General features: G+C 63.9%; 12 protein-coding genes. 5 read left to right on the forward strand and 7 right to left on the reverse strand.

Features of this window, described 5'->3' with window-relative positions; all coding sequences use genetic code 11:
- Positions 1-110: 110 nt before the first annotated feature.
- Positions 111-1100 carry an alpha/beta hydrolase family protein gene (locus tag XI06_RS10100; protein WP_271605223.1) on the reverse strand — a complete coding sequence of 330 codons (990 nt, stop codon included), beginning with the start codon at positions 1098-1100 and terminating at the stop codon, positions 111-113.
- A gap of 286 nt (positions 1101-1386) precedes the next feature.
- Between XI06_RS10100 and XI06_RS10105 the strand changes: the two genes are divergently transcribed.
- Both XI06_RS10105 and XI06_RS10110 read left to right on the forward strand, forming a co-directional pair.
- Complete coding sequence (locus XI06_RS10105; protein WP_237858833.1) at positions 1387-2061, forward strand: response regulator transcription factor; 675 nt, start codon at positions 1387-1389, stop codon at positions 2059-2061.
- Between the two features lies 1 nt (position 2062).
- Positions 2063-3445: a sensor histidine kinase gene (locus XI06_RS10110; RefSeq protein ID WP_271605224.1), complete on the forward strand. Its 1383-nt coding sequence runs from the start codon at positions 2063-2065 to the stop codon at positions 3443-3445.
- A gap of 3 nt (positions 3446-3448) precedes the next feature.
- On the opposite strand, the gene XI06_RS10115 is transcribed toward XI06_RS10110, so the two are convergent.
- From XI06_RS10115 to XI06_RS10140, 6 genes are all read right to left on the reverse strand, one after another.
- The gene (locus XI06_RS10115; protein ID WP_271605225.1) at positions 3449-4735 is read right to left on the reverse strand and encodes a M20/M25/M40 family metallo-hydrolase; all 1287 of its coding nucleotides are present in this window, start codon (positions 4733-4735) and stop codon (positions 3449-3451) included.
- A 110-nt stretch (positions 4736-4845) separates the two neighbouring features.
- Positions 4846-6447: a TRAP transporter large permease gene (locus tag XI06_RS10120; protein ID WP_237858829.1), complete on the reverse strand. Its 1602-nt coding sequence runs from the start codon at positions 6445-6447 to the stop codon at positions 4846-4848.
- A complete protein-coding gene (locus tag XI06_RS10125; protein ID WP_128952461.1) occupies positions 6444-6983 on the reverse strand; it encodes a TRAP transporter small permease subunit in 540 nt (179 codons plus the stop codon). Before XI06_RS10125 ends, XI06_RS10120 begins: the two co-directional genes overlap by 4 nt.
- 296 nt (positions 6984-7279) lie before the next feature.
- Positions 7280-8314, reverse strand: a complete 1035-nt coding sequence (gene moaA / locus XI06_RS10130; RefSeq protein WP_271605226.1) for a GTP 3',8-cyclase MoaA — start codon at positions 8312-8314, stop codon at positions 7280-7282.
- Positions 8315-8435: 121 nt separating this feature from the next.
- Complete coding sequence (locus XI06_RS10135) at positions 8436-8918, reverse strand: hypothetical protein (protein ID WP_271605453.1); 483 nt, start codon at positions 8916-8918, stop codon at positions 8436-8438.
- 156 nt (positions 8919-9074) lie between these two features.
- Positions 9075-9764, reverse strand: coding sequence for an HAD-IA family hydrolase (locus tag XI06_RS10140; RefSeq protein ID WP_237858827.1), 690 nt, complete (start codon positions 9762-9764; stop codon positions 9075-9077).
- A gap of 166 nt (positions 9765-9930) precedes the next feature.
- On the opposite strand from XI06_RS10140, the gene rpiA reads away from it, so the two are divergent.
- The 3 genes from rpiA (at position 9931) to gor (ending at position 12632) form a co-directional block, all read left to right on the forward strand.
- Positions 9931-10629 (forward strand): ribose-5-phosphate isomerase RpiA, encoded by a 699-nt coding sequence (gene rpiA / locus XI06_RS10145; protein WP_237869642.1) that lies wholly within the window; start codon positions 9931-9933, stop codon positions 10627-10629.
- Between the two features lie 21 nt (positions 10630-10650).
- Positions 10651-11163: a DUF2059 domain-containing protein gene (locus XI06_RS10150; RefSeq protein ID WP_237858825.1), complete on the forward strand. Its 513-nt coding sequence runs from the start codon at positions 10651-10653 to the stop codon at positions 11161-11163.
- Between the two features lie 80 nt (positions 11164-11243).
- Positions 11244-12632, forward strand: a complete 1389-nt coding sequence (gor, locus tag XI06_RS10155) for a glutathione-disulfide reductase (RefSeq protein WP_237858824.1) — start codon at positions 11244-11246, stop codon at positions 12630-12632.
- The last annotated feature ends 35 nt before the right edge of the window (positions 12633-12667 follow it).

The following is a 12667-nucleotide window of genomic DNA, read 5'->3' on the forward strand; positions in this document are numbered from 1 at the left end:
CGCGCCCACGCGCTTCGTAAGAGCGCCGGGGAGGTGGTTATTGGTGGTGAACGCTCGAGCTGTGTGGGATGGCGTGTCAGGCAATCTCGCATAAGCGGCTGCGCTACACGTCAGTCCTTCAGGTGCGCCCGGAAGAACGCCAATGCGGCGGCGTTGAGCTGCGCATGAAACGCGACGCGATCAAATCCCGGCCTGTCGGTGCAGATGTTGGGGCGCCTCTTCGCCAGATCCTCCGTGCAGGCCGGAAGGAAGACGAAATGACCGGCATTTTGCACCAGATGATAGTCGGGCCTGGCCGGAAGATCGCGCATGATCGTTGACACATAGTCCGGCGTGACTTCGCCGCCGGTCCGGTCCTCTCCGCTCAGTGCAGAGGCCCAGAGCTGCACCGGGATGTTCACCTCTTTCAGGCCGTCAGGGTCGAACAGCGGGCCGAACGCCGGGTCGGCAATGACGAGCGCCTTGATGCGCGGATCGTGAGTGAAGGCCAGCGACGGGATCTCGTTGCGTCGCAGTTGTGCACAATCCGGTTTGGGCGAACTCTCCGGGCAGAAGGCGGTCATCTTGCGCAGATCGGGATTGCCGCCCGCGGCGACCAGGCCGGTGTAGCCGCCGCGTGAAAAGCCGAAGAAGCCGATATGTTCGGGTGCAAGCTTTGCATGATCAGGCCATGCGGTCAGCATGTAGTCGATCACGCGCTTGATGTCGGCGGGGCGCTCGGTGAATGCGGCGAGCGTGTCGGCACGGCTCATGTCGCCGCCACCGGTATCGACGGGATGGCTGAGCGCGACAACGACGAAGCCGCCGTCAGCAAGCGTCTCGGCCGTATCATGGTGGCCGGTGAAGCCTCCGCCATAGCCATGCGAAATCACGATCAGAGGTAGCTTGTCGCCTGAGATCGCGCAGTTCTCCGTCGCAGGCAACGTCAACGTGCGAAGCTTGACCTCGCCGACAGGCTCGCGACAGGGCGACCACACGGCCGCCTGGATCGCCGGAAAGCCTGATACGGCCGGAACCTCGATGAGGCGAAAGCCGGCGGCATGGGCCAGGGTGGCGATCAGACAAAAAACGGATGCGAGCGCGAACTTCAGAATAGACATGTGCTGCTCCCGCGCTTGGTCCGCCACGACCGCATCACCGTGACGGCAACTTGGCCTTGCTTCCCTTCATGGCAGCGGCAGGCGGATCCGCCAACACACATTCCCGCCAGACTGGCGTAGTGTACTGCGCCGGCCAAACCAGGGTGATCTGGCCGAGCACGGGTCGGCAGGAGCGCGTCCACCTCGCGAGCGCCATTTTTCGCTGGCCCAATCTGCCGATTGGTGGAAGAGATCGGCAATCGCCGCGTACGCGCGGTCGGAAATGCCGGAAGTTTGGATTCACTGCATGCGCCTTCTGATCGTCGAGGACAACGCCGAGTTGTCGCGGCTCGTTGCCAACGGGCTGGCAGCGGCCGGCTATGAGAGCGATATCGTCGGTAGTGCCGAGGAGGCTCGCGAGGCGGTGCACAATGTCAGCTATGCCGCGATGATCCTGGACCTCGGCCTGCCCGACGGCGACGGCCTGTCGGTGCTGCGCGAGCTGCGACGGCAGATGGAGCCGCTGCCGGTGCTGGTGCTGACCGCGCGCGGCGGCTTGCAGGACCGCGTCAACGGCCTGCGCAGCGGCGCCGACGACTATCTGGCAAAGCCGTTCGCGATGGAGGAGCTGGTGGCGCGGCTGGAGGCGATCTTGCGCCGTCCGGGGCAATTGCTCGGCCGTTCATTGCGGCTTGCCAATCTCGTCTACGACACCGAGAGCCGCCAGATCTTCGTCGACGACAAGCCGCGGATCATCTCCTCGCGCGAGACCTCCGTGCTGGAGATACTGCTGCGCCGGCAGGGGCGGGTGGTGCCGAAGAAGAACGTCGAAGATCACATCTTCGGGATCGAGGGCGAGGTCGCCTCCAACGCGGTGGAGGTCTATGTCTCCCGGCTGCGCAAGCAGCTCACCGAACATGGCGCCAAAGTCGTGATCCACACCATTCGTGGCGTCGGCTACATGATGGCCGAGGAGAAATAACGTGGCCCGGCTCGGATTCCAGATCAGGTCCCTGACCGGATCCAAAATCCGGGCGCCGTCGTTCAAATCGCTGATCTCGCGCATCGTGTTCTTGCACATCATCGCGGTCGCGGTGGTGGCGATCTTCCTGCCGCTGGTCCTGTTCTGGCTGCTGAACTCCGAGATCGACCAGTTGCATCGAGCGGCGATGCGGACCCAGGCCGAGACGCTCGCCGAACGCATCGTTGTCCGGCCCGACGGCAAGGTGACGTTCAATCTGCCGGAGAGTCTGCGAGGCCTCTATTCGGAAGCCTATGGCCGCTATCAGTACGATATCCGCGATGACGACGGCCACCTGCTGTTCTCCTCGCACAAGAAGACCGGTGATGCGAGGTCGGACACGATCTCGGGTGCCGAAGTGACGCAGACGATCGACAGCTCCACCTTCCACATCAGGGTCGGGGAAGACCTGTCCCATCGCGACGTCATCACCGACGACATCGTGTCCAACTTCTTCCGCCGGGTCGGGTGGATCACCATTCCCATTCTTCTGATCCTGCTCGCCATCGACATCTTCATCTTCCGCCGCGCGGTCGCGCCGCTCTGGAAGGCCTCGGAAGAGGCCAGCAATATCGGCCCGTCACGCACGGACGTCCGTCTGCCGACGGAGCAGATTCCGCGCGAGATCATGCCGCTCGTCACCGCCGTCAACCAGGCGCTCGACCGCCTCGAGGACGGCTTTCGCGTGCAGCGCCGGTTCACGGCCGACGCAGCCCATCAGCTGCGCACGCCGCTCGCGATCCTGCGCACGCGGATCGAGACGCTCGGCAACAGTGCGGTCAGGCAACTCCTGCATGACGATATCGAAGGCATGAGCCGGATCGTCGCCCAGCTCCTGGAGATCGCCGAGCTCGACACGCTGGTGCTCGATCCCGGCGAGACCGCCGACTTGCGCGCCGTCTGCGCCGAGGTGGTCGGTGCGATCGCGCCCCTGGCGATTGCGCAGCACAAGGACATCGCGCTCAAAGGCGCCGAGGCGCCCGTGTTCATCCACGGCAATTCCGAGATGCTTCAGCGCGCGGTCTTCAACCTCGCCGAAAACGCCATCAAGTTCACCGCGAAGGAGACGTCCGTCGACGTCGAGGTGGGCGACGACGGTTCGGTGCGCGTGCGCGATTGCGGCCCCGGCGTGACCGAAGAGGAGCGTGAGCTGATCTTCCAGCGCTTCTGGCGCAGGGATCGCCAGCGCAGCGACGGTGCGGGCCTCGGCCTTTCGATCGTGCGCGGCGTTGCCGACGATCACGCCGCAACAGTTGCGGTGGACAATCTCCCCGGCGGTGGTGCCGAGTTCACGCTGCGGTTCCGCCTGGCGGAGAAGGATGCCTCCGCCCTTGGCCGAAGCTGACCGCTATTTCAGCTTCCCTGTCGACAGATCCATGATCATTCGCGTGGTCAAATAGAGGCGCGGCCCGATGCTGTCGAGCCTCACATATTCGGCGTCATTGGAATGCGCGCCGAAGCCTGACAGGCCCATGCCTTCGACCACGGCGCCCTTGGTCTTGAGTGCGGCAAAGGCGGCGTCGGTGCCGCCGCCCGTCGCCTTCTCGGCAACGTTCATGGATAGTCCGAGCTCCTGATAGATCGTCTTGCCGTAGGCCGCCACGCGACGCGAGGCGTCGTTGGCCTCGAGCGGCGGGCGGCGCACTTCGAATTTCAGCGCAACCTTTGAGTCCGGCAGCAGGCGATTCTTGATCTTTTCCTGGAGAATCTTTTCCAGCTCGTCGAAATCGGAGACCTTGAGCGCGCGTGCATCGGCCTGCGCCGTGGCTTCGGCCGGGATCACGTTGCGATTGGTGCCGGCCTTTGAGACGGTCCAGTTCAGCTTCAGGCCCTGCTCGGGCCTGGACAGGTCCTTCATCTGCAGCACCTGGTGCGAGAGCTCGTACAGCGCGTTGATGCCGCCCTCGGGCCTGGCGCCGGCATGCGACGACTTGCCTGTTACGGTCAGATAGGCCGAGCCGATGCCGCTGGTGGCAAGCCGCACCGCGCCATCGGTGCCGCCGCCTTCGAACGAGAACACCACGTCCTGATCGGCGGCGAATTTGGTGATGGTGCTGCGCCAGCCGGGTGAGGAAATTTCCTCGTCGCTGTTGGTGAGCACCGTGAGCGTGCCGTAATCCTTGAAGTTCAGCTTCTGCAGCATCGCGACGGTGTGGAGAATGAGCGCGACGCCCTGCTTGTCGTCGGCGATGCCGAGGCCATAGGCTTTGTCGCCGTCGATGCGGAACGGCTGGTCCTTCAGCATGCCCTTCAGATACACCGTGTCCATGTGGGCGATCAGCATGATCTTTTTGGTGCCGGTGCCCTTGAAGATGGCGTGCACGGCAGGGCCGATCTTCTCGGGCGTGTCGTCGAGCCGATAGATGTCGGTGGGTTGCAGGATCTCCACCTCGCCGCCGAGCTGCTTGAGCTGATCGGCGACGCGGCCTGCGATCACGTTCAGGCCCTCGATGTCCCTGCTGCCGGTTTCGATGTTGACGAGATCGCGCAGCGTGTCGAGCAGCGGCTGCTGCTCCTTCTGCGCCAGCGCCTGGATGTCGGCCATCGGTTCCGCATGCGCCAGGCCCGCGGCACAGGCGAGCCAGAGAGAGGCAACCAACGAACCGGCGAGGGGAGCAGGGTACGATCGGAACATGCGCGGCATTCCCGGAAGTGGAAGGAACGTCCGGTATGCCCGTGTTTGCTGCACGTGTCACGCGCGTCATGCTCCGCGTTGGCGGAGCATGACGGTGAGCGATGTGTCCGCTACTTCTGCGGCGGGCCGAGATCCAGCGGTGGCAGGTCGATCTGCGGCACCTCGATCTTGACCTTGTCGAGGTCGACGCTGACCGGCTTGTCCAGGAGGCCCGTCACCGTGATCGGGAAGGCGATCACGATCAGCACCATGATCATCTGCAGGCCGATCCAGGGCATCGCGCCCCAATAGATGTCCGAGCTCTTCACTTCCTTCGGTGCAACGCCGCGCAGGTAGAACAGCGCGAAGCCGAACGGCGGATGCAGGAACGAGGTCTGCATGTTGACGCAGAGCATGACGCCGAACCAGATCAGCGCCGGTCCGTCGCCGACGACGGGCCCCAGGATCTTCTGCGCAATCGGCGCGATCATCGGCAGGATGATGAAGGCGATCTCGAAGAAGTCGAGGAAGAACGCCAGGAAGAAGATGAAGAGGTTGATGAAGATCAGGAAGCCCCAGACGCCGCCTGGCAGCGAAGTCAGGAGGTGTTCCAGCCAGACGCCGCCGGAGACGCCGAGGAACACCACCGAGAAGCAGGTCGAACCGATCAGGATGAAGGTGACCATGCAGGTGAGGCGCATGGTGGACTCATAGCCCTGCTTGATCAGGTCGCGCAGCTCGGGGATGCGGGCGGCCTGGATGCAGATCCAGGCGACCGCGAGATAGGTCACGGCGAAGGCGATCTTGAAGATCATGTTCTCGGTGAACAGCATCGCGATGATGGTGCCGATGCCGGCGGCGATCACGCCGATGATCAGCACCTTGCGGTCGGTCGAGGTGAAATCCTTGTGGTGGATCGCGGCGAGCACGATGGCACCGACCGCGCCCATGGCGCCGGCCTCGGTCGGCGTGGCCAAGCCCATCATCATGGTGCCGAGCACGACGAAGATCAGCACGGCCGAGGGGATGATGCCCATCAGGCATTTCTTCCACAGCGCCCAGCCGGTCAGCGTGCGCGCCTCCTTCGGCACCGGCGGCACATGCCCCGGCTTGATCAGGCCGAGGATGAAGGTGTAGCCGGCGAACAGCATGATCTGGAACACCGAAGGGCCCCAGGCGCCGAGATACATGTCGCCGACCGATTTGCCGAGCTGGTCGGCGAGCACGATCAGCACCAGTGACGGCGGCACAAGTTGCGTGATGGTGCCGGAGGCAGCCAGCACGCCGGTGATGTAGCGCATGTTGTAGCCGTAGCGGATCATCACCGGCATCGAGATCAGCGCCATGGCGATGACCTGCGCCGCCACCGTGCCGGTGATGGCGCCGAGGATGAAGCCGACGATGATGACGGAATAGCCGAGGCCGCCGCGCACCGGGCCGAACAGCTGGCCCATCGAGTCCAGCATGTCTTCGGCGAGGCCACATCTCTCCAATATGGCGCCCATGAAGGTGAAGAACGGGATCGCGAGTAGCAGCTCGTTGGAGAGCACGCTGCCGAACACGCGGCCCGGAATCGCCTGCAGGAAGTTGAGGTCGAAGAATCCGAGATGGATGGCGAGGAAGCCGAAGGAGAGGCCGACTGCCGCAAGCGTGAACGCGACGGGGAAGCCGATCAGCATCGCCAGAACCAGGCCGCCGAACATCAACGGCGGCATCATCTCCAGCGTAATCATTGGGTCGGCCTCTCGTACTTGGCGTCGATCGTCACATAGCCCTGGAGAGCCGCGATACGCTTGATGACTTCGGAGACCCCCTGCAGCGCCAGCATCACAAAGCCGGCGGGGATCACGAACTTGATGGGCCAGCGGACCAGGCCGCCGGCATTGCCCGACATTTCGCCGACGTCATAGGCCTGCATGAAGAACGGCCAGGACAGATAGGCGAGCAGGAGGCAGGAAGGGATCAGGAAGAACAGCGTGCCGATCAGGTCGAGCCAGAGTTGGCCGCGTTCGGACAGGGTCAGATAGAAGATCTCGACCCGCACATGCTCGTTGCGCTTGAAGGTATAGGACGATCCGAACATCACCAGGATCGCGAACATGTACCATTGCAGCTCCAGCCAGCCGTTGGACGAGTAGCTGAACGCGTAGCGGATCATGGCATTGGCCGCGCTGACCAAGCATGCGAAGAGCACGAGCAGGTTACAGACGTACCCAATCTTTTCATTGAGGGCGTCGATGGCGTTGCTCATCGCCAGCAATGGACGCATTTTACCTTCTCTCCGTCGCGGCCCAACACTTCACGGGAGGCTTCAGCACGCAACGCCCGGCCGGCGTGCGAAAAGCACGCGACCCCACGGATCGCAGTCCGAAAGCGATTGCGGCGTCAGTCCTCCCCTCGTGCCTTGCTGTCTTGACCGCGACCGCCAAAGGGGCGGGCCGGCTTATGGCTGCCGGGCAAGCAAAGGCGGTCGCACCAAATCAGCGGGCTTGTGCGCCGTCAATCGGAAAATGGACAAATTGACGACCGGTCAAAAGGTTAAGCGAGCCGGCAGGCGGCGAATCCTCAGCCGCCGGTGACGCTCATATGCCTGGAGACGCTGGGGCGGTCGTGGCGGCGGTCGATGATGAAATCGTGGCCCTTGGGCTTCAGCCCGATGGCGCGGTCGATGCTGGCTGCAAGCAGGGTGTCGTCGCTGGATGCACGCAGAGGTTTGCGCAAATCGGACGCGTCCTCGTGGCCGAGGCAGGTGTGCAGCGTGCCGGTGCAGGTGATGCGCACCCGGTTGCAGGATTCGCAGAAATTGTGGGTCATCGGCGTGATGAAGCCGAGCTTGCCGCCGGTCTCGGCAACGCTGACATAGCGCGCCGGCCCGCCGGTGCTCTCGGCCAGATCCGCCAGCGTGAATTGCTGGGCGAGCCGTGCGCGCACCAGCGAGAGCGGCAGATATTGGTCGATGCGGCCCGCGCCGATCTCTCCCATCGGCATCACCTCGATCAGGGTGAGGCCCATGTTCTTGCCATGGGCCCAGCGCATCAGCTCGGGGAGCTCGTCCTCGTTGAGATTCTTCAGCGCGACCGCGTTGATCTTCACGGCAAGTCCTGCAGCGCGCGCCGCTTCGATGCCTTCCAGCACCTTGTCGATCTCGCCCCAGCGCGTGATCTCACGAAATTTCTTGGGATCGAGCGTATCGAGCGAGACGTTGATGCGGCGGACGCCGCAATCGGCAAGCTCCTGCGCATGTTTTGCCAGTTGCGTGCCGTTGGTGGTCAGCGTGAGCTCGCCGAGCGCACCGCTCGCCAGATGGCGCGACAGCGAGCGCACCAGTGTCATCACGTTGCGACGGACCAGCGGCTCGCCGCCGGTGAGCCGCAGCTTCTTCACGCCCTTGGCGATGAAGGCGGAGCAGAGCCGGTCGAGTTCCTCCAGCGTCAGCAGGTCCGCCTTGGGCAGGAACGTCATGTCTTCCGACATGCAATAGAAGCAGCGCAGGTCGCAGCGATCGGTGACGGAGACGCGCAGATAAGAGATGGTGCGACCGAACGGATCGGTCATCGCGCTCGACAGCGCAGCGCTTGGGGTCGCGACAGGTCCGTTCATACCAAATGCCTTGCCAAATGCCTTGTCACTTACGGCGACGGGCGCACCTTTGCTTCAGCGGTGCTCTGCGGCCAATCTAAGCATGGTATGCCACGAGGACAATCGTGCAGTGCACGGAAGATCAGCGCTTGCCCGCGTTCGGATCGGGGAACGCCGAACCGGCTGCGGGCGGTGCAGCATCGGCGGGCGCCGCGGCGGGCGCGGCTGCGGCCGGCTTCGGCTTCTTCGGCCGGTGCGGCTTCTTCCTCACGGGCTTCGGCGGCACTGCCGGGGGAAGTTCCGCGAAGACCGGGTTCGGGTCGGTGGAGACCGTAGCCGACGTGGTGAGATCGCCGGGATTCTTGATCACGTTCACCGGCACGGTGGTCGGCTGATATTTGGGCAGCGCGAAGGTGACCGTGAATGGCGCGTCAGGGGCCGGAATCGAGACGGAGCAGGGGGTCTTGCAGCCCCCACCCAGCGAGGTCGTCGCATCGGCCCCCGGGGGATTGGATTCGAGCCGGACCTGGAGAGTCGGCGGCGCCGATTTGAACATGTCCCAAGACATTGAGGAGCAGCCACCTAGGCTCGCTCCCGCTAACGCAATCGCGATGACACGACGCATGACCATCCACTTCTTCTGCGACGAACCGCCACATAACCCCGCGCGGACCTTAGGAGCGTCGTTCCGGGCAAGCAACCGGCGGACAATGCATAGTTAATAGATGGTTAATGCGGGATTCCCTGGGATAGTCGAGCTGTCTCAGGTCCTTGCCGGGCGCTAGGCGGTCATCAGGCTGTGGGCGGCGGCCGGCAGGTCACGCATGTGATGGATCAGCCGGTCCGGCTTGAGGTCGACGATGGGCACGTCCGTATAGCCGAAGCTGACCCCGATGACGGGCACACCGGCGCGCCGGGCCACGCCGACGTCGGTTCCGGCATCCCCTACCATGATGCTGGCTTTGACCTCGCCGCCCGCCCGCGCCACGGTCTCGCGAAAAATGGTCGGATCTGGCTTCTGAACGCCGAACGTATCCGCACCGCAGATTGCCGCGAAGCGGCGGCTCAGGTCGAGCTGGTCCAAAAGCCGCTTCGACAGCCATTCCAGCTTGTTGGTGCAGACTGCCAGCCGATGGCCCTGCGCGGCGAACAGGTCGAGCGCGTCAAGCAGCCCCTCGAAGGGGCGGGATTCGACGGCAATATGGTCGCCGTAATAGGCGATGAAATCGGCCGTCATCCGGTCCATGTCGGCAGGCGTGACCATCCGCCCCTCGGCCTCCAGGCCCCGCTCGATCAGCTTCCGGGCGCCGGCGCCGATCATGTTACGGGCCGAGGCCATCGGCACCGGCGGCAGGCCTTCGCGGTCGAGCACGTAGTTCAGTGCCGTGATCAGGTCCGGCGCCGTATCCACGAGCGTGCCGTCGAGATCGAAGACGAGGGTGTAGGGGCCGGTCTTGTCTTTGGAGGTCATGCAAAAAGCGCTATCGATCCGCCCGGGCCGACGCAAGGGGCAGGGCCATAAGATCAGCTTATAGGCCTATTTCCGGGCCCTGTTCTCCCGGGGAAAACGAGGCTACATAGGCCGCCGCAAGCGACTCTATCCGCGGCACACCTGACTTTGAGAGGCAGGCGCAAACGTGAATATGGACCAGTTGAAGCGGCAGGCTGCGGCGCGCGCGCTGGAGGAGGTGCGTGACGGGATGCAGCTTGGGCTCGGGACCGGCTCGACCGCCAAGCATTTCGTCGAGCTGCTGGGAGAGCGCGTTGCCGCCGGGCTCAATGTGATCGGCGTGCCGACCTCGGAAGCGACCCGGGCGGATGCGGAGCGCTGTGGTGTGCCGTTGACCACGCTTGACGAGATCGACCATCTCGATATCACCGTCGACGGCGCCGACGAGATCGATCCAGAGCTTAATCTGATCAAGGGCGGCGGCGGGGCATTGCTGCGCGAGAAGATCGTGGCGGCCGCGTCGGATCGCATGATCGTGATTGCCGACGACACCAAATGGGTGCCGACGCTCGGTCGCTTTCCGCTGCCGGTCGAGGTGATCCCGTTTGGCCTCGGGGCCACCCGCCGCGGCATCGAGAAGGCATTTGCGGAATGCGGCGTTTCCGGGCAAATGGCGGTCCGCAGGGCCAAAGATGGCCACGTTTTCGTCACCGATGGCGGCCACTGGATCGTCGATGCCCAGCTCGGACGTATTGCCGATCCGGCGAGCCTCGCCAAGGCGCTGAGCGCGATCCCCGGCGTGGTCGAGCATGGGTTGTTCATCGGCTTGGCCAGCTCGGCTGTTTTGGCGGGTGGCGAGGGAATCCGCGTGATTGAACGGCGATAAGCCGCCAAAAGGAGACTAGGAATGAAGAGCGTTTTGATGATCGTGTGCCTCGCCTTCGCGCTGGCGCTGGGGGCCGTGCCCGCGACCGCGCAACAGCAGGCGGCGCAGCCGCCGCTGACCCCGGGGGCCATTGCCGCGGCAAAAGAGATTTTGACGCTGAAGAACGCCAGCGCGATGTACGCCGGCGCCGTGCCCGGCATGGTCGAAAAGGTCAAGGCCACGCTGATCGGACAGAACCTGAACTACCAGAAGGATCTCAACGAGCTCGCTCCTGTTATCGCCAAGCAGCTGGCCGGCCGCGAGCAGGAGATCGGCGACGGCATGGTGGGGGTCTATGCCGGCATGTTCACCGAGCAGGAGCTCAAGGATCTCGTCACCTTCTACAAGTCGCCGCTCGGCCAGAAGCTGCTCACCGCCGAACCCAAGGCCATCAACCTCAGCATGCAGGTCATGAACGAGTGGGCGCAGCACTTCTCGGAGGTCGTCGCCAGCGCCTTCCGTGCCGAGATGAAAAAGCGTGGCAAGGATATCTGACAGCACCTATCTGAGAGGATAGCTGATCAGGAAGCCCCAAACGCGCGTCGCGGTTTGGGTTGAAGAGGTCGGGGTGGATAATGGCTGAATTCGACGTCGACCTCTTTGTCATCGGTGGCGGTTCGGGCGGCGTGCGTGCCGCCCGCATCGCGGCCGGGTACGGCGCGCGCGTCATGATCGCGGAAGAGTACCGCATGGGTGGCACCTGCGTGATCCGCGGCTGCGTGCCGAAGAAGCTGTTCGTGATCGGCTCGCATTTTCGTCACGAACTGGAAGATGCCGCCGGCTTCGGCTGGACCGTTCCGCCCGCGAGCTTCGACTGGCCGACGCTGATCGCCAACAAGGACAAGGAGATCGCGCGGCTGGAAGCGGCCTACACGACCAATGTCGAGAAGTCGGGCGCGCAAATCGTCAAGAGCCGCGCCGTGATCGAGGACAAGCACACCGTCCGCCTGCTCGCGGACGACAAGAAGATCACCGCGAAATACATTCTGATCGCCACCGGCGGTGCGCCCAATCATGGCGCCTCGATTCCCGGCATCGAGCATGTGATCTCGTCCAACGAGGCGTTTCACCTCAAGAAGCTGCCGAAGCGGATCGTGATCCAGGGCGGCGGCTACATCGCGCTGGAATTCGCCGGCATTTTTGCCGGCTTCGGCTCCGACGTCACGGTGATCTATCGCGGCGACAACATCCTGCGCGGCTTCGACGAAGACGTGCGTGCCCATGTCCGCAGCGAAATGGAAAAGCAGGGCATCACCATTCTCACCGGCTGCACGGTGACGAAGGTCGATCGTCACGGAGAGGAATTCACCACGCATCTGTCGAACGGCTCGAGCCTCGCGTCCGATCAGGTGATGTTCGCGATCGGCCGCCATCCCAACGTGGCCAATCTTGGCCTCGAGAACGCTGGTGTCGCCATCAACCCGAAGAACGGTGGCATCGCGGTCGATCATTTCTCCAGGAGCTCGGTCGACAGCATCTATGCGATCGGCGACGTCACCCATCGCTTCAACCTGACGCCGGTCGCGATCCGGGAGGGCCATGCCTTCGCCGACACCGTGTTCGGCAAGCGCGAGGTGCAGGTCGATCATTCCAACATCCCGACTGCGGTGTTCTCGCAGCCGGAGGTCGGCACGGTCGGTCTGACCGAAACCGAGGCGCGCGCGCAGTTCAGTCACGTCGACATCTACAAGACGACGTTCCGCCCGATCAAGGCGACGATGTCGGGCCGCGACACCCGCGTGCTGATGAAGCTCGTGGTCGACGGTTCGACCGATCGCGTGCTCGGCTGTCACATCGTCGGCGATTGCGCCGCCGAGGTGACGCAAGCCGTCGCGATCGCCGTGAAGATGAAAGCGACCAAGGCCGATTTCGACGCGACCATCGCGTTGCATCCGACCGCGGCGGAGGAGCTCGTGACGATGCGCACGCCGACCGCGCGCCACGTGCGCCAGGCGGCGGAGTAGGGCGGATAAAAAACGGGGAGCCGCGATGGGCTCCC

The sequence above is a fragment of the Bradyrhizobium sp. CCBAU 11434 genome, assembly GCF_028128895.1.
GTDB classification, from domain to species: Bacteria; Pseudomonadota; Alphaproteobacteria; order Rhizobiales; family Xanthobacteraceae; genus Bradyrhizobium; species Bradyrhizobium zhengyangense.

Coding starts and splice junctions, on each gene's coding strand:
- XI06_RS10135 (WP_271605453.1), bottom strand. CDS start 8,918: ATGCGTCGTGTCATCGCGATTGCGTTAGCGGGAGCGAGCCTAGGTGGC.
- XI06_RS10120 (WP_237858829.1), bottom strand. CDS start 6,447: ATGATTACGCTGGAGATGATGCCGCCGTTGATGTTCGGCGGCCTGGTT.
- XI06_RS10150 (WP_237858825.1), top strand. CDS start 10,651: ATGAAGAGCGTTTTGATGATCGTGTGCCTCGCCTTCGCGCTGGCGCTG.
- XI06_RS10100 (WP_271605223.1), bottom strand. CDS start 1,100: ATGTCTATTCTGAAGTTCGCGCTCGCATCCGTTTTTTGTCTGATCGCC.
- XI06_RS10140 (WP_237858827.1), bottom strand. CDS start 9,764: ATGACCTCCAAAGACAAGACCGGCCCCTACACCCTCGTCTTCGATCTC.
- moaA (WP_271605226.1), bottom strand. CDS start 8,314: ATGAACGGACCTGTCGCGACCCCAAGCGCTGCGCTGTCGAGCGCGATG.
- XI06_RS10115 (WP_271605225.1), bottom strand. CDS start 4,735: ATGTTCCGATCGTACCCTGCTCCCCTCGCCGGTTCGTTGGTTGCCTCT.
- XI06_RS10125 (WP_128952461.1), bottom strand. CDS start 6,983: ATGCGTCCATTGCTGGCGATGAGCAACGCCATCGACGCCCTCAATGAA.
- gor (WP_237858824.1), top strand. CDS start 11,244: ATGGCTGAATTCGACGTCGACCTCTTTGTCATCGGTGGCGGTTCGGGC.
- XI06_RS10105 (WP_237858833.1), top strand. CDS start 1,387: ATGCGCCTTCTGATCGTCGAGGACAACGCCGAGTTGTCGCGGCTCGTT.